This window comes from Streptomyces sp. NPDC048479 (assembly GCF_040651435.1).
In the GTDB taxonomy this organism is placed as follows: Bacteria; Actinomycetota; Actinomycetes; order Streptomycetales; family Streptomycetaceae; genus Streptomyces.
On sequence record NZ_JBEZKA010000009.1, the window covers coordinates 96193 to 111117 of the forward strand.

16 protein-coding genes are annotated in these 14925 nt (G+C 71.1%); 13 read left to right on the top strand and 3 right to left on the bottom strand.

From position 1 onward, the window contains the following. The first annotated feature begins 48 nt into the window (after positions 1-48). From AB0D12_RS16455 to galK, 5 genes are all read left to right on the top strand, one after another. Positions 49-1878 carry a PQQ-binding-like beta-propeller repeat protein gene (locus AB0D12_RS16455; protein ID WP_362682347.1) on the top strand — a complete coding sequence of 610 codons (1830 nt, stop codon included), beginning with the start codon at positions 49-51 and terminating at the stop codon, positions 1876-1878. Between the two features lie 233 nt (positions 1879-2111). Further along, the gene (locus AB0D12_RS16460; RefSeq protein WP_362682350.1) at positions 2112-2804 is read left to right on the top strand and encodes a LuxR C-terminal-related transcriptional regulator; all 693 of its coding nucleotides are present in this window, start codon (positions 2112-2114) and stop codon (positions 2802-2804) included. 244 nt (positions 2805-3048) lie between these two features. Continuing rightward, a complete protein-coding gene (gene galT / locus AB0D12_RS16465) occupies positions 3049-4092 on the top strand; it encodes a galactose-1-phosphate uridylyltransferase (RefSeq protein WP_362682353.1) in 1044 nt (347 codons plus the stop codon). 5 nt (positions 4093-4097) lie between these two features. Then, entirely contained in the window at positions 4098-5084 is a 987-nt protein-coding gene (gene galE, locus AB0D12_RS16470) for a UDP-glucose 4-epimerase GalE (RefSeq protein ID WP_362682356.1), read from the top strand. Further along, complete coding sequence (gene galK / locus AB0D12_RS16475) at positions 5081-6187, top strand: galactokinase (protein WP_362682359.1); 1107 nt, start codon at positions 5081-5083, stop codon at positions 6185-6187. The genes galE and galK overlap by 4 nt, the downstream gene beginning before the upstream one ends. A 12-nt stretch (positions 6188-6199) precedes the next feature. On the opposite strand, the gene AB0D12_RS16480 is transcribed toward galK, so the two are convergent. Beyond that, a complete protein-coding gene (locus tag AB0D12_RS16480) occupies positions 6200-6646 on the bottom strand; it encodes an N-acetyltransferase (protein ID WP_362682362.1) in 447 nt (148 codons plus the stop codon). Positions 6647-6890: 244 nt separating this feature from the next. Here AB0D12_RS16480 and AB0D12_RS16485 point away from each other — a divergent pair, with 244 nt between their 5' ends. Further along, positions 6891-7670, top strand: a complete 780-nt coding sequence (locus AB0D12_RS16485; protein ID WP_327328355.1) for a response regulator transcription factor — start codon at positions 6891-6893, stop codon at positions 7668-7670. Here AB0D12_RS16485 and tamR read toward each other — a convergent pair. Then, positions 7629-8126 carry a MarR family transcriptional regulator TamR gene (gene tamR, locus AB0D12_RS16490; protein WP_324973496.1) on the bottom strand — a complete coding sequence of 166 codons (498 nt, stop codon included), beginning with the start codon at positions 8124-8126 and terminating at the stop codon, positions 7629-7631. The genes AB0D12_RS16485 and tamR overlap by 42 nt on opposite strands. Before the next feature lie 131 nt (positions 8127-8257). Here tamR and AB0D12_RS16495 point away from each other — a divergent pair, with 131 nt between their 5' ends. Together AB0D12_RS16495 and AB0D12_RS16500 are read left to right on the top strand one after the other, a co-directional pair. Then, positions 8258-9079 carry a trans-aconitate 2-methyltransferase gene (locus AB0D12_RS16495; RefSeq protein WP_362682365.1) on the top strand — a complete coding sequence of 274 codons (822 nt, stop codon included), beginning with the start codon at positions 8258-8260 and terminating at the stop codon, positions 9077-9079. After that, the gene (locus AB0D12_RS16500) at positions 9079-9438 is read left to right on the top strand and encodes a VOC family protein (RefSeq protein WP_362682368.1); all 360 of its coding nucleotides are present in this window, start codon (positions 9079-9081) and stop codon (positions 9436-9438) included. Before AB0D12_RS16495 ends, AB0D12_RS16500 begins: the two co-directional genes overlap by 1 nt. 166 nt (positions 9439-9604) lie before the next feature. On the opposite strand, the gene AB0D12_RS16505 is transcribed toward AB0D12_RS16500, so the two are convergent. After that, positions 9605-9925 (bottom strand): hypothetical protein, encoded by a 321-nt coding sequence (locus AB0D12_RS16505; protein ID WP_362682371.1) that lies wholly within the window; start codon positions 9923-9925, stop codon positions 9605-9607. Between the two features lie 283 nt (positions 9926-10208). Here AB0D12_RS16505 and AB0D12_RS16510 point away from each other — a divergent pair, with 283 nt between their 5' ends. The 5 genes from AB0D12_RS16510 to AB0D12_RS16530 are packed head-to-tail and all read left to right on the top strand — an operon-like array spanning position 10209 to position 14908. After that, positions 10209-10757, top strand: a complete 549-nt coding sequence (locus tag AB0D12_RS16510; RefSeq protein WP_362682754.1) for an RNA polymerase sigma factor — start codon at positions 10209-10211, stop codon at positions 10755-10757. Continuing rightward, positions 10754-11683 carry a zf-HC2 domain-containing protein gene (locus AB0D12_RS16515; protein ID WP_362682374.1) on the top strand — a complete coding sequence of 310 codons (930 nt, stop codon included), beginning with the start codon at positions 10754-10756 and terminating at the stop codon, positions 11681-11683. Before AB0D12_RS16510 ends, AB0D12_RS16515 begins: the two co-directional genes overlap by 4 nt. Positions 11684-11700: 17 nt before the next feature. Next, on the top strand, positions 11701-12567 hold the full coding sequence (locus AB0D12_RS16520; protein WP_362682377.1) for an ABC transporter ATP-binding protein: 867 nt from the start codon (positions 11701-11703) through the stop codon (positions 12565-12567). Beyond that, positions 12564-14204 carry an ABC transporter permease gene (locus AB0D12_RS16525; protein ID WP_362682380.1) on the top strand — a complete coding sequence of 547 codons (1641 nt, stop codon included), beginning with the start codon at positions 12564-12566 and terminating at the stop codon, positions 14202-14204. Before AB0D12_RS16520 ends, AB0D12_RS16525 begins: the two co-directional genes overlap by 4 nt. Next, positions 14201-14908 carry a hypothetical protein gene (locus AB0D12_RS16530; RefSeq protein WP_362682383.1) on the top strand — a complete coding sequence of 236 codons (708 nt, stop codon included), beginning with the start codon at positions 14201-14203 and terminating at the stop codon, positions 14906-14908. Before AB0D12_RS16525 ends, AB0D12_RS16530 begins: the two co-directional genes overlap by 4 nt. Positions 14909-14925 lie beyond the last annotated feature (17 nt).

Consider the following 14925-nt stretch of genomic DNA (forward strand, 5'->3'; position numbering starts at 1 on the left):
TCCTGAGTCCTTCAGACCCAACTCCCTTTCTCCAGAGGTAAGTACGCCATGACGCAGCCACCACCCCCGCCGAACCAGCCGCCGGGGCCGCCGCCGCAGGGCGGGTTCGGCGCTCCGCAGGATCCGCCGCCCGGCGGCTTCGGAGCCCCGACGCCGCCACCCGCGCAGGGCCCTTCGTACGGCTATCCGCAGACGCAGCCGCCCGCCCAGCCGCCGCAGGGCCAGCCCGGTTACGGCTATCCGCAGGCGCCGGGCCAGGCACCCGGCTACGGCTACCCGCAGACGCCTCCGGCCGGACAGCCGCCGGCCCAGCCGGGCTACGGCTACCCGACCACGCCCCTGCAGCCGCAGTACGCGCAGCCGCAGTACGCCCAGCCCCAGCCCGGCGGCAGTGGCGGTGGCGGCGGCAAGAAGCTGAGCACGCAGACGCAGATCATCATCGCGGCGTCGCTCGCCGTGGTGCTGATCGTCGTCGGCGGCATCTGGTTCGCCTCCAAGGATGACGACGGCGGCGGCAAGAAGGACGAGAGCAAGAACAGCTCGGGCGGCGGTTCCGAGGGCTCCACCGGCGGTTCCACCGGCGGTGGCAAGGCCGCCGACGGCCCCGGCAAGGAGCAGGCGCCCGCGAACATCCACTCCAAGGTGGCCTTCCAGCTGCCGGAGCCCGCGCGCACCGACCTCACGAGCGTCAAGGGCTCCTGGGTCACCGACAAGGCCTACGTCAAGCCCGGGATCAATTCGATCGTCGGCTACGACGTGGCCAAGGGCACCCAGCTGTGGACCGTCCCGCTCCCGGGTCAGGTCTGCGCGGCCTCGCGCCATGTCTCCAAGGACTTCAAGGCCGCGATCGTCTTCGAGGCCGCCAAGCGGACTCCGCCGAAGAACTTCCAGCCGTGCACCGAGGTCGGCGTCGTCGATCTCAACACCGGCAAGCTGCTGTGGAGCAAGTCCGTCACCAGCGCCAAGTCCGGTGACTCCAAGGCCCAGTTCGGAGAGATCACCCAGAGCGGCACCACGGTCGCCGCGGGCGGCTCCGACGGCGGTGGGGCGTTCGACCTCAACAGCGGCGCGGTCCGCTGGAAGCCCACGGTCAACGGCGAGCAGTGCTACGACATGGGGTACGGCGGCGGGGAGGCGCTCGTCGCGGTCCGCAAGTGCGGTTCGTACGACAACGCGCAGGTCAGCATCCAGGGCCTGAACCCGGCCAACGGCACCCCGCTGTTCTCGTACAAGCTGCCGCCCGGCGTCGGCTACGCGAGCATCGTCTCCACCAAGCCGCTGGTCGTCGCCGCCAACGTCGGCGACACGGGCTCGGGCGGCATCTCGGACTTCTTCTCGCTCGACGAGAAGGGCGCGCTGCGCGCCAAGATCCCGGCCGCCGGTGACAAGTACGCGGCGCGGTGCAATACCACCGAGGTCGAGGAGTGCCAGAAGGTCGTCGTCGGAAACGGCAAGCTCTACCTGCCGACCGCGGACCACGAGGGCACGGGGGAGTACGGCGACACCAACGAGATCCTCTCCTTCGACCTCGCCACCGGAAAGCCCACCAGCGACCGGGCCGACGCGGGCGACCGGTACACGATGTTCCCGATCCGGATGGACGGCGGCAACATCATCGCCTACAGGTGGCCCCCCTACGACAAGGGCGGCCAGGTCATCAGCATCGACGGCGGCACCTTCAAGCAGACGGTGCTGATGGACAATCCGGCCGACAAGCCGGTCCGTGAGGCGGAGGCCAGCTTCTCCTCGGACTACGCCGAGTACCGCTACGCGAACGGCCGGCTGTACATCGGCGCGGTCCTGATGAGCAAGCCGACCTCATCCGGCGCGTCGTTCGGGAAGAAGTACCTGGCTGTCGCCTTCAGCACGGCCGACTGATTTCCGACCGGGCGCATGCCGCGCGCGGCACAACTCCGGTCAGTGGCCCGGCACATCGGTTCTCCGATGTGCCGGGCCACAGTCATGACTAGCCCTGTTGTAGCCCTGTTTGGCGAAGAATTCGGCATTCTGGGGGGCTTCTGCCGAGTTAGGGGCGCGCAACGTCGAACAAGCGTGTAGCTTGCCGGGGCAGGAGGGCCGGGGGGCCAGCTCGCGGGGATGGGGGTTACTCGATGGGCGTGCGGCTCGTGGTGGTCGATGATCACCGACTGCTCGCTGAGGCACTCGCCTCGGCCTTGAAACTGCGTGGGCACCGGGTGCTCGCTGCTGCAGCTCCGGGGGCCGGCGCGGCCGAGCTGGTGGTGGCCAGGGCGCCCGAGGTGTGCCTGCTGGGCACGGCGACACCCGCGGAACCGGGTGCCTTCGACCCGATCGTGAAGATCAAGCGGGAGCGCCCGCAGGTGGCTGTAGTGGTCCTCGGCCCGGTGCCGAGCCCGCGAGGGATCGCCGCGGCCTTCGCGGCCGGCGCCTCCGGTTATGTGCGTCACGACGAGCGGATCGAGGGCGTCGAGCGGGCGATGGTCAAGGCGCGGGCGGGCGAGGCCGTGGTGGCTCCGCAGCTGCTGCAGGGCGCGTTCGCCGAGCTGCTCAACCCGGCCGCGCAGCCGGACGACGAGGGGCAGCGACTTCTGCAGCTGCTCACTCCGCGCGAGGTCGAGGTGCTGGTCAGGGTCGCGGACGGCGAGGACACCCGGCTGATCGCGGCCGGGATGGGGATAGCGCCGAGCACGGCCCGTACGCATGTGCAGCGGGTGCTGATGAAGCTGGGAGTGGGCTCCCGGCTGGAGGCCGCGGCGCTGGCGGCGCGGACCGGACTGCTGGACCGGGCGACGATCGCCTCGTCGCCCGGACCGGTGGCGGAGTAGGCGTTACGCGTCTCTCGGGGTCTGTGACCTCGGGCTTGGTCACCGACGTCCTCGTACCGAAGATCGGCACGGCCGGCTCGGTTCTCACCTGGTTCGCCTGGTTCGCATGGCTCACATGGTTCACATGGCTCATCTGGTTGAAATGTCCTAAGTAAGCGCATGCGGCATGCCCATTGACGATGGCTGTTGGCTTGTGATTTGTTATGTGCGGTTCTGTTTGCTGGGAGGCTGAGGGAGCTCCAGAGTGAAGAAGACGTCGACCCGGCTCGCCGACGGTCGTGAGCTGCTCTACTACGACTCCCGCGACGACGCCGTACGCGACGCCGTGGACCTGCGGCCGCTCGACCCGATCTCCACCACCTCCGAGATCCGTCACGACCCGCTGCTCGGCGACTCGGTCGCCGTCGCCTCGCACCGTCAGGGCCGCACCTACCACCCGCCGGCCGACGAATGCCCGCTCTGCCCGTCCAGGGACGGCCGCCTCAGCGAGATCCCGGCCGCCGACTACGACGTCGCCGTCTTCGAGAACCGCTTTCCGTCCCTGGCCGGCGACTCCGGCCGCTGCGAGGTCGTCTGCTTCACCTCCGACCACGACGCCTCGTTCGCCGACATCGGAGAGGAGCAGGCCGCGCTGGTGCTGGAGGCCTGGACCGACCGCACCGCCGAGCTCGCCGAACTTCCGCAGGTGGAGCAGGTCTTCTGCTTCGAGAACCGGGGCGCCGAGATCGGGGTGACGCTGGGGCATCCGCACGGCCAGATCTACGCGTACCCCTTCGTCACCCCGCGCACCGCGCTGATGCTGCGCTCGGCCGCCGGACATCGGGCCGAGACCGGCCGCAATCTCTTCGACGACATGGTCGCCCGCGAGCGTGAGCAGGGCGTACGAGTGGTGCTGGAGGGCGAGCACTGGGTCGCGTTCGTGCCGTACGCGGCGCACTGGCCGTACGAGGTGCATCTGTACCCGCTGCGGCGTGTTCCGGACCTTCGGGCGCTGGACGACGCGGCGCGCACAGAGTTCCCACAGATCTATCTGGAACTATTGAGGCGCTTCGACCGGATCTTCGGTACGGGGGAGCCGCCGACGCCGTACATCGCGGCCTGGCACCAGGCGCCCTTCGCTGATGTCAACCGGAGTGACTTCGGGCTTCATCTCGAGCTTTTCACCATCCGCCGTACTTCCGGCAAGCTGAAGTTCCTCGCGGGTTCCGAGTCCGGTATGAGCGTGTTCATCAATGACGTGCCGCCGGAAACCGCGGCCGAGCGACTGCGAGAGGTAGCGAGCGAGTGAGTGGCATGCCGCAGAAGAAGTACCTGGTCACGGGTGGCGCGGGATACGTCGGCAGCGTGGTGGCGCAGCATCTGCTGGAGGCCGGCCACCGGGTGACCGTGCTCGACGACCTTTCGACCGGGTTCCTGGAAGGGATCCCGGCGGGCGCCGAGTTCATCGAGGGCCGGATCCAGGATGCGGCCAAGTGGCTGGATTCCTCGTACGACGCGGTGCTGCACTTCGCGGCCTTCTCGCAGGTCGGCGAGTCGGTGGTGAACCCCGAGAAGTACTGGACCAACAACGTGGGCGGGACCATGGCGCTGCTTGCCGCCATGCGGTACGCGGGCGTGCGCAAGCTGGTCTTCTCGTCCACCGCGGCGACATACGGCGAACCGGTCTCCACGCCGATCACCGAGACCGACCCGACGGCCCCCACCAGCCCGTACGGCGCGTCCAAGCTCGCCGTCGACCACATGATCACGGGCGAGGCCGTGGCGCACGGCCTCGCGGCCGTTTCCCTTCGCTACTTCAACGTGGCGGGCGCGTACGGCCCGTCGGGCAACATCACGTGCGGCGAGCGCCACGACCCCGAGTCGCATCTCATCCCGCTGGTGCTTCAAGTCGCCCTCGGCAAGCGTGAGTCGATTTCGGTGTTCGGCGACGACTACCCGACCCCGGACGGAACCTGCGTCCGCGACTACATCCATGTCGCCGACCTCGCCGAGGCGCATCTGCTCGCGCTGGATGCGCCGACCGCCGGCGAGCACCTCATCTGCAACCTCGGCAACGGCAACGGCTTCTCGGTCCGTGAGGTCATCGAAACCGTACGCAAGGTCACCGGCCATCCGGTCCCGGAGGTCGTGGCCCCGCGCCGCGGCGGCGACCCGGCGGTGCTCGTCGCCTCCGCGGCCACCGCGCACAGACTCCTGGGCTGGCAGCCGAGCCGCGCCGACCTGGCGGGCATCGTGTCGGACGCCTGGGTCTTTGCCCGTGGGAGGGAGAACGCGTCATGAGTGACGGTGTGTGGGCGGCGCCCGGCCGGGTGAATCTGATCGGTGAACACACCGACTACAACGACGGTTTCGTGATGCCCTTCGCGCTGCCCCACACCACGGTCGTCACCGCGGCGCGCCGCGACGACGGCGTACTGCGGCTGCACTCGGCGAACGTCGAGGGCGGCCCGGTCGAGCTGCGCGTCGGCGACCTCGCGCCGGCGCGAGGGGCGGGCGGCTGGACCGACTACCCTGCGGGCGTCGTCTGGGCGCTGCGCGAGGCGGGGCACCCGGCCGGTGGCGCGGACCTGTACTACGAGTCCACCGTGCCCACGGGCGCGGGTCTCTCCTCCTCCGCGGCGCTCGAGGTCGTCACGGCTCTCGCTCTGAACGACCTGTACGAACTGGGCCTGGAGCGGTGGCGGATGGCCCGGCTGTGCCAGCGTGCCGAGAACGTCTACGTCGGCGCGCCCACCGGGATCATGGACCAGACGGCCTCGGCGTGCTGCACGGACGGGCACGCGCTGCATCTGGACACCCGGGACCTCTCCCAGCGCCAGATCCCCTTCGATCTGGCGGCGTTGGGCCTGGAACTCCTGGTCGTCGACACCCGCGTCAAGCACGCCCACAGCGACGGCGAGTACGGCAAACGCCGCGCGGGCTGCGAGGCGGGGGCGGCGGCGCTCGGCGTTCCCGCTCTGCGGGACGTTCCGTACGAGGGCCTGGCCCAGGCGCTGGACCGGCTGGACGATCCGGAGGTGCGCGGCCTGGTGCGGCATATCGTGACCGAGAACCACCGGGTCGAGCGGGTGATCGGCCTTCTGGAGGCGGGCGAGGTGCGCGCCATCGGCCCGGTGCTGACCGAGGGGCATGCCTCGCTGCGGGACGACTTCCGGGTCTCCTGCCCGGAACTGGACCTGGTGGTCGACACATCGCTGGCGGCGGGCGCGCTGGGCGCGAGGATGACGGGCGGCGGCTTCGGGGGCTCGGCGATCGTCCTGACGGATGTGCCGACGACGCCGACGGTGACGAAGTCGGTCCTGGAGGCGTTCGCGTCCGCCCGCCACGCGGAGCCGAGGATCTTCCCGGCGACGGCTTCCCGGGGTGCGACGCGCGTGTCGTGAGCCCTCGGCCCGCTACACCAGCCGCTTCGTGAGGATGAACTCCGTTGCCCCCGGCGGGTAGTCGTCCACCCTGCCCACCACCTCGTACCCACGCCTGCGGTAGAACTCCGGCGCCTGGAAGTCCCAGGTCTCCAGGCGTGCGTACACGCAGCCCCGGTCCCGCTTCGCCGTCCGCTCCGCCTCGTCCAGCAGCCGCGTGCCGAGGCCCGTGCCGCGGTGGGTGTCCGCGACCCAGAGCAGATCCACATGGAGCCAGCCTCCCCAGGTCAGTGCTGCCAGTCCGCCCGCCAGCTCGGCCGTGCCCGGTTCGAGCGCCCAGACCTCCAGCGGCACTTCGTCGTCGTGCGGTGTACCCCGCAACCCCCGTATCGCCGGTGACCGCCCCGAGTTGCTCTGCTCCAGCCGCTCGCCGAGCAGCATCCGCCGATCTTTGTCGACTTCTGTCGCAATACGAAACATGCGGCCCACCCTAAACACCCTGGCCAATCAGTTCTGCAAATAGCCTTCCGCTCCGCCCCCCCAGCCGTACGCTGATGCTCAGCACCGGTGGGGGCCGGTGTTGATCAGGGGGCGAGACAGTCGGGTACGACGCCCGGGGCGGGGTATCAGTCACAGCACGGCGGCGGCCGAGCGACCGCTGAACTACCCCAAATACCCGGGCGGCGTATCCGCGCCGGTCCGTCTTCCGACACTGGGGGTGTCTGTGGTTCGTATCCGGGTACTGGTGGTGGACGACCACCGCATCTTCGCCGAGTCGCTCGCCGCCGCTCTTGCGGCCGAGCCCGATGTAGATGTTGCCGCGGCCGGCAGCGGCCCCGCCGCGCTGCGGTGCCTGGAGCGGGCGGCCGCCGACGGCCGCAGATTCGATGTGATGCTGGTCGACGCCGACCTCGGCGCCCTCGCGGTGCCGGGCGGCCGTGCCGTAGCTGTCGCCCGTGCCGTGTCCGACAACGGCGAGGAGGGTGTCGTCGACGGTATCTCCCTGGTCGCCGGCGTCCGTTCCGGCCATCTCGCGGTCCGTACGGTCGTGCTCGCCGAGAAGGACGACCCGCGCCGCGCCGCGCTCGCTCTCCAGGCCGGCGCCTCCGGCTGGGTCGCCAAGGACTGTTCGCTGCAGCGGCTGCTCGCGGTGATACGGGGAGTGCTGAGGGACGAGACCCACTTGCCCCCCGCTCTGCTCACCGGCGTACTGCGAGAGCTGACCGCGGCGCGCAAGCACCGCACCGAGAGTGAGCAGCTCGTCGAGTCGCTCACGCCGCGCGAGCGTGAGGTGCTGCGCTGCATGGTCGCGGGCCTGGGGCGCAAAGCAGTGGCCGAGCGCCTCTTCCTGTCTCCGCACACCGTTCGTACGCATATGCAGAACGTTCTGGGGAAGCTGGGCGTGCACTCCACGCTCGCCGCGGTCGCTCTCGCGCGCCGCGCCGGGGTCGGTCCGGTCGACCTAGCCGGGAACGTTGTCGAACGGGGCGGTCAACTGGCGTAGCAGCGCGGCCAGTTCGGCCCGCTGCGCCCGGGAGAGCTCGGAGAGGATCGCGCGCTCCTGCGCGAGCAGCCCGGCCAGCGCCTGGTCGGCGCGGTCCCGCCCCTCGGGCGTGAGGCGCACCAGCACACCGCGCCGGTCGCTGGGGTCGGGCAGCCGCTCGACCAGGTCCTTCTTGGCGAGCCGGTCGATGCGGTTGGTCATGGTGCCGGAGGTGACCAGGGTCTGGGTCAGCAGCTGTCCTGGTGAGAGCTGATACGGAGCTCCCGCGCGCCGCAGCGAGGTGAGTACGTCGAACTCCCACGGCTCCAGATTGTGCTCGGAGAAGGCGAGCCGCCGGGCCCGGTCGAGATGGCGGGCGAGCCTGGAGACGCGGCTGAGTACCTCGAGCGGTTCCACGTCGAGGTCGGGGCGCTCACGGCGCCATGCTGCGACCAGTCGATCGACCTCGTCCTCCATGTCGATCAGTGTAGAGGGTCTGTCGACGTGAAGTCTCTTGACATCAAGATATATTCGGGCGCAGGCTTGGGCATGGTCGGGCCGGAACCTCATTCCGCTTCGTCACACCGTTCCTGCAAGGGGGCTCGAACATGCATTCCGCACCAATCTGGGATCCAGAGCAGTACCTGCGCTACGCCGGGCACCGCACACGCCCATTCGTGGACCTTCTCGCCCGAATACCCCGGCTGCCCAATGGTGAGCGTCCCGCCCGTATAGCGGACATCGGCTGCGGACCCGGCAATGTCACCGCACTCCTCGCCGACCGCTGGCCCACCGCCCACATCACGGGCTTCGACCTCTCTCCGGAGATGCTCGCGATCGCGGAGAAGGGGCACGCAGGCGCCACACCCGGCGGCGGCTGGCTGGACTTCCGGCCCGCCGATGCCGCGCACTGGACGCCCGACGAACCGTACGACCTGATCGTCTCCAACGCGGCACTGCAGTGGGTGCCGAACCATCCCGAGTCCTTCCCGGTCTGGATCGAGGGACTCGCTCCCGGCGGCACCTTCGCCTTACAAGTCCCCGGCAACTTCACCTCCCCCAGCCACGCCCTCCTCGGCGAGCTCTGCGAAGCCCCGCAGTGGCGCGGCCGGCTCGGCGACCACGGGCGGCGCTTCGTCCACATCCTGGACCCTGCCGACTACCTCGCCCGCCTGGTGGATCTCGGCTGCGAGGCGGACGTCTGGGAGACCACGTATCTCCAGCTCCTCGCCGGGGAGGATCCGGTGCTGGACTGGGTCAAAGGCACGGCGCTGCGTCCGGTCCTCACCGCGCTCGGCGACGACGTCACGGCCGAGGCCGAATTCCTGGGCCAGTACCGCGATCTGCTCCGCAAGGCGTATCCGCCGGGCCCGCACGGCACGGTGTTCCCGTTCCGCCGGATCTTCGCCGTCGGGCAAAAGGGGTTCTGATGCTCACCGCCGTCGACCACGTCCAACTGGCCGCGCCGCCCGGTTCGGAGGACGCTCTGCGCGCGTACTACTCCGATGTCCTGGGTATGACGGAAATCCCCAAGCCTCCCGTGCTTGCGGCCCGTGGCGGCTGCTGGTTCCAGCAGGGCACCGTCCAGCTCCATCTCGGCATCGAGGCGGACTTCCGGGCCGCCAGGAAGGCCCATCCCGGACTGCGGGTCACGGGCATCGAGGCGTATGCGGCGCGGCTGGAGGAGCGCGGCGCGAAGGTGGTCTGGGACGATGGCCTCCCGGGCCACCGCCGTTTCTACGCGGAGGACCCGGTCGGCAACCGGCTGGAGTTCCTGGAGCCGGCGTAGCAGCGGGCATGCGCGGACCGACGCGCACCACGGTCGGCGAGGGGTTTTCCCTGGAGTAGGGCTTCAGGGAAGGCCCCTCGCCTTGGTGCGGTGCGACGTCAGCCGCTCAGACCGACTGGATCAGCCGCCGGAGGCAGCCGGACCGGTCATGGGACAGGCAGCCGGATCAGCAGCCGCCGAGACCCGCGAAACGCGCGGTGATGGCCACGGTCTCGGAGTGCCAGTGGCCCGGCCCGTAGGTCTCACAGGGGCCGTCGGTGTGCCGGTCCCACTTGAAGTAGTAGCGGTACGTCCCACGGCAGTTGTTGGTCACCCGCGTCGTCGTGGTGGCCCAGCTCGACGTGTTCTTGATGGTGATGCACGACGGGACGGCGGTGGCCTGGGCGGGCGCGGCGGCTGCCGGAGCGACACCCATCACTCCGGCGATCGCTCCGGTGGCCATGAGGACGGCGGCAGGGCGCGCCAGTGACTTGAGGTTCTTGGGCATGCGAATTCCCCTCTCTATTCGGGTTGGTCGGACCCGTCCTCGGGTTGGTCGGGCCCGAGCGATGGCGAAGGTACGTCTGTGGCGAGGGGGGACGAAAGAGTTCCGAATGGCCTATGTGCAGTTCAGTGGCCAATGGTCGAAAAGTGGCCTGTGGAACGGCGGGTAAATGGCCTGTACAGAGCCACGGTTGGCTGAATGCTGGTGGGGGGCAGGGGCCGGAAAAGATTCTCCGACTTCCGTGAACCGATCCGACCTGCCCGTCCGATGAGGGGATGTGGCGTACGTGGAGGGGCAGCACCCCAGTGACGGGGACCTGCTGCGCGCGGTGGAGGACGGCGACAGCCGTGCCTTCGAGCTGCTCTACCGGCGCTACGAGCCGTGGTTGGTCGCCCGGCTCCAGTACCGGTGTCCTGATCCCGGCGTCGTCGACGACGTCGTACAGGAGACCTTCCTTGCCGTGTGGCGGGGCACCGCGCGCTACCGCGAGGAGCACGGCGCGGACGCGGCCGGCTGGCTGTGGCGCATCGGATCCCGCCGGCTCGTCGACATCCAGCGAGGGCACGGCGCACGGCAGCGGCTGACCCGGGCACTCGGCCGGTTCCGGCACCAGGAACAGCCCTCCGCCGAGGACGAGGCGCTGCACGGCATCCCGCACGGCGAACTCGCGCACGCCCTGGAGAAGTTGCCGGCGGAACTCAAGGCGGTGCTGCAGGCCACCGTGGTCGACGGCCTCACCACCGCCGAGGCCGCGAAAGTGCTGCGGATTCCGGCAGGCACCGTCAAAACCCGTGCGATGAGGGCACGCCAGCGGCTCCGGAAGGAGCTGGCATGAGCGGATCAGGAGAGGACATGAGGGGCGCAGGAGAGGAGCAGGCGATGACTTCCCCGTGGGACACCGGCAGCCGGGGGAGCCCGGGACGCCCCGTACCGCACAGCCACGTACACCTCCCGGACGCCCTGCTGCGCGACTACACCGCCGGGGAGCTCGGCCCGCCCGCTCTCGCCGGCGCCGAAGGGCACCTGGCGCAGTGCGCGCACTGCCGGGCACGGCTCGCCGCGTACGCCGACACCTCGCGCACCGAGGCGGGATGGGCTCGGCTGGCCATCGCCAAGGACGTGCCCCGGCCAGGGCCCGCCGAACGTGCGCTGCACCGGCTGCGGGTACCCGGCCACACGGCACGGCTGATCACCGCGACACCCGCACTGCGCCGCTCCTGGCTCACCGCAGCCGTGGTCACGCTGCTGCTCGCCCTGGTCGTCGCCCGGCTCGGGCACGCGGCCTCCGCCTCGCTGCCGTTCTTCGTGGTGGCGCCCGCGCTGCCGGTGATCGGAGTCGCCCTCTCCTTCGGCCCGCGCAGCGATCCGATGTACGAGATCACCCTCGTCACCCCCGTGTACGGACTGCGGCTGCTGATGCTGCGCACGGTCGCCGTGGTCACCACGGCCCTGGTCCCCACGGCCGCCGCGGCCGTGGCGCTGCCCGGCCCCGCCCTGGAGACGCTCGGCTGGCTGCTGCCCTCCCTCGCGCTGACGTCGCTCACGCTGGCGCTGTCGGCGCGCATCGACCCCACCGTGGCGGCCGGCGTCGTCGGCGGGGCCTGGACGCTCTGCCTGCTGGCGGCCTTCGGGCCCGTACAGGACGCGCTGCTGAGCGCCACCGGACAGCTGTCCGCGGCCGGAGTGCTCTTTGCCGCCGCCCTCTCCATCACCCTGACCCGCACCCGGTACGACCGGGACACCCAGCACGCACGCGCGTGAACCGGAAGGAAATCCCGATGAGCCCAGCCGCGGTCACCGTCCGTGAACTCGCAGTGAATTACCGGAGCTTCAAGGCACTGGCCGGTGTGTCCTTCACCCTGGGACCCGGCGTGACCGGGCTCCTGGGCCCGAACGGCGCCGGCAAGACGACCCTGTTGCGGACACTCGCCACCGCGGCGCTGCCCGACGGCGGTGACATCTCGGTGCTCGGCATGGACCCGCGGACGCCCGAGGGGCGGCTCGGCATCCGGCGCCGCCTCGGCTATCTGCCGCAGGACCCCGGCTTCCACCCGGCCTTCACCGCCTTCGAGTTCGTCGACTACGTCGCCATCCTCAAGGAGCTGACCGACCGCGCCGCCAGGCACCGCGAAGTTCTGCGCGTACTCGACGCGGTCGGGCTGCCGGGCCGGCGCGGCAAGAAGATCAAGCAGCTCTCCGGCGGTATGCGCCAGCGCGTCGCGCTCGCCGCGGCACTCGTCGGCGACCCCGAATTCCTCATCCTGGACGAGCCGACCGTGGGCCTCGACCCCGAACAGCGGTTGCGATTCCGGGAGTTGATCGCCGACCTCGGCGACGGCCGCACCGTACTGCTGTCCACCCACCAGACCGAGGACGTCGCCGCGCTCTGCCGCCGCGTCGTCGTACTGGACCACGGAACCGTGAAGTTCGACGGCGAGCCGCCCGCGCTCGCGGCCGTCGCCGCCGGCCGCGTATGGAGCAGCGCCGAACGGGACCCGCGGGCCCTCGCCGGATGGCGCACCGGAGTCGGAACCGTACGGAACATCGGCACCGCCCCCGCCGGCGCGCCCCTCCTCGAACCCACCCTGGAGGACGGCTACTTGCTGCTCCTCGACGCCACCGCACAGAAGGAGCACGCGGCATGACCGTCGTCGGTGACGCCCGCCGGGGCCGGGCGGACCGGGCCGCGGCCCCGGCCGGGCAGAGCGGCACGCGCGGCGCGGTCCTCGCGCTGGCCCGCGTGGAAGCGCTGCGCCTGCTGCGCCACCCGGCGATGCTCGGCGCCCTGGCCGGCTACCTCGCGCTGTGGGGCTACGCCCTGGCGACCGGGGACGCGGCGAACCGCTACCCGGTCCTGCAGGACAGTTCCCGCTACATCCAGCTGCCGACCCTGCTGCTCGCCGCAGGTACCCTGCTCGCCGCCGACTTCGGCGTGCTGCGGGCCGTCCGAAACGGCGTGGAGCCGGTGTACGAGGTGCTCGTCGTCGGCGCCCGCGGCCGCACCCTCGCCCATCTGCTGGCGGTGCTCCCCGCGGCCCTGCTCTGCGCGGGCCTCAGCCTCGCCAGGATCGGCTACCTCGCCGCCAAACCGGGAGCCGTCGGCACCGTCCAGTGGCTCGAGGTGGCGACCGGCCCCGCCGTGGTGCTCCTCGCCGGAGTCCTCGGGGTGCTGCTCGCGCGACTGTTCCCGGCTCCCGCCGCGGCCTCGCTCGCACTGGCCCTGCTCGCGGTGTTCACCTTCATCGCCGCCGTCCAGAACACCGCGGGCTGGCGCTGGCTGGCTGTCGTCGCCATCGAGGACGAGTTTGTGCAGCCGCTGCCGTCGGCGCTGGTCGGCAGGCCGACCGGGTTGCATCTGCTGTGGCTGACCGGCCTCACCGTGCTGCTCGCCGCGTGCGCCCTGCTGCGCGGCCGGCCGGGCGCGGCGCCCGAACCGCCCCGCCGCGGCACACGTCCGCTGTGGGCGTGCGCCGCCGTGGCAGCGGCCGTGGCCGTGGTCGCGGGCGCGCTGCAGATGCGGCCGCTGCCCGACAGCGTCGTACGGGCCAGGGCCGACGTCACCGAGCACCCGGCCGCCGGCCAGCAGTGCGTGACCAGGAAGAGCGTCACCTACTGCGCGTTCCCCGAGTTCAAGGAGCGGGTGACCGAGTGGGACGGCGTGGTGCGCGGCGTTCTCGCCCGTACCCCGGACGCCGTGGCCGACGCCCGCTACTCCGTACGCCAGCGGATCTTCCGGGACGGCATCGAGGCACACGCCAACAAGCCGCTGCCGTATACCGCCTGGGACGCCGACGACCGCCGGGAAGGGACGCCGGGCGCCGTTCCCGTCGGCACCTGGTGGAGCGCGGGCGATGCGGGACAGGACGCGGAGAGCGACGCGGTGGCCGAGTTCTCGGCGCTATTCGCCTACCGCGTGGTGACGGGCACGCTGCCGCGGGAAGAGGGCGGCACCACCGTCTGCGGCGCCCGCGCCGTACTGACCCTGTGGCTCGCCGGCCAGGCCGCCGACGACTCCGAAGCCGCCCTCAAGGACCTCACCGGCCGCACCACCGGCGGTCTGAGCCTGCTGGTTCTCGAATCGTCCAGCGGACTCGACTTCGACGCCAGGGAACGAGAGTTCGCGCTGAAGCTGCTGGACGGGCCGTCCGACCGGATCGGCGAGCGGGTGAAGGCGTCATGGCGCGAACTGACCGCGACCGGGACCACCACCGACCGTGCCGCTGAGCTCCTCGGAGTACGCGCGCCGGCGCAGGTGCCGGCCGGCGAGCGGGCCTGCGCATGAGCACCCGAAGGCTGTTCCCGCTGCTCCTGCCGTACGCGCTGCGCTCCGCCCGCACGCTGCCGCTGCTGATCGCCGTGACGGCCGCGGTGCTGCTGGTGGGGGTCCCCGCCCTGGTCTCCGGCGGCATGCGACTCATCGACGTCGTTCTGCTGATCCGTTCCGCGGCCGTGCTGATCGCGGTGGGTGCGGCATTCCTGCTGGACGACCCGGCCGCCCGTACGACGGAAGTGGTGCCGACTCCCCGCTGGGTGGTGCACGGGCTGCGGATCTTCGTCGCGCTGCTCGGGGCGGCGGCCGGCTGGACGGCGGTGCTGCTCCTGGGCGCCATGGCGGTGAACCCGGACGAGCGGCCACTGCTCCCGCAGCCCGGCCTCACCCTGGAGGCGGCGGCACTGCTGGCGACGGTGATCGCGCTCGCCGCGCTCGGGTTCAGGCTCAGCACGGGCAACGGCACCGGCGCGGGCACCGGCGGCGGTGCGCTGGCGGCGCCGGGGGTGGTGATGGGCGTGATCGTGTCGGTGCTGCTGCCGCTGCCGGAGGCCCTGGATCCGTTCGCCCAGCCGCTGTCGGCGGGCTGGGATCCGTCGCGCCGTGTCTGGGCCCTGGTGCTGTGCGTCGCGGTCGTCGCGGCGGTCGCCCTGTGCCGGGAGACGGCCCCCGGACGGCGCGCCGTCAGGTGGCGCGCTCCCGGACGGCGCGGCTGACACCCGCTCCCGGACGG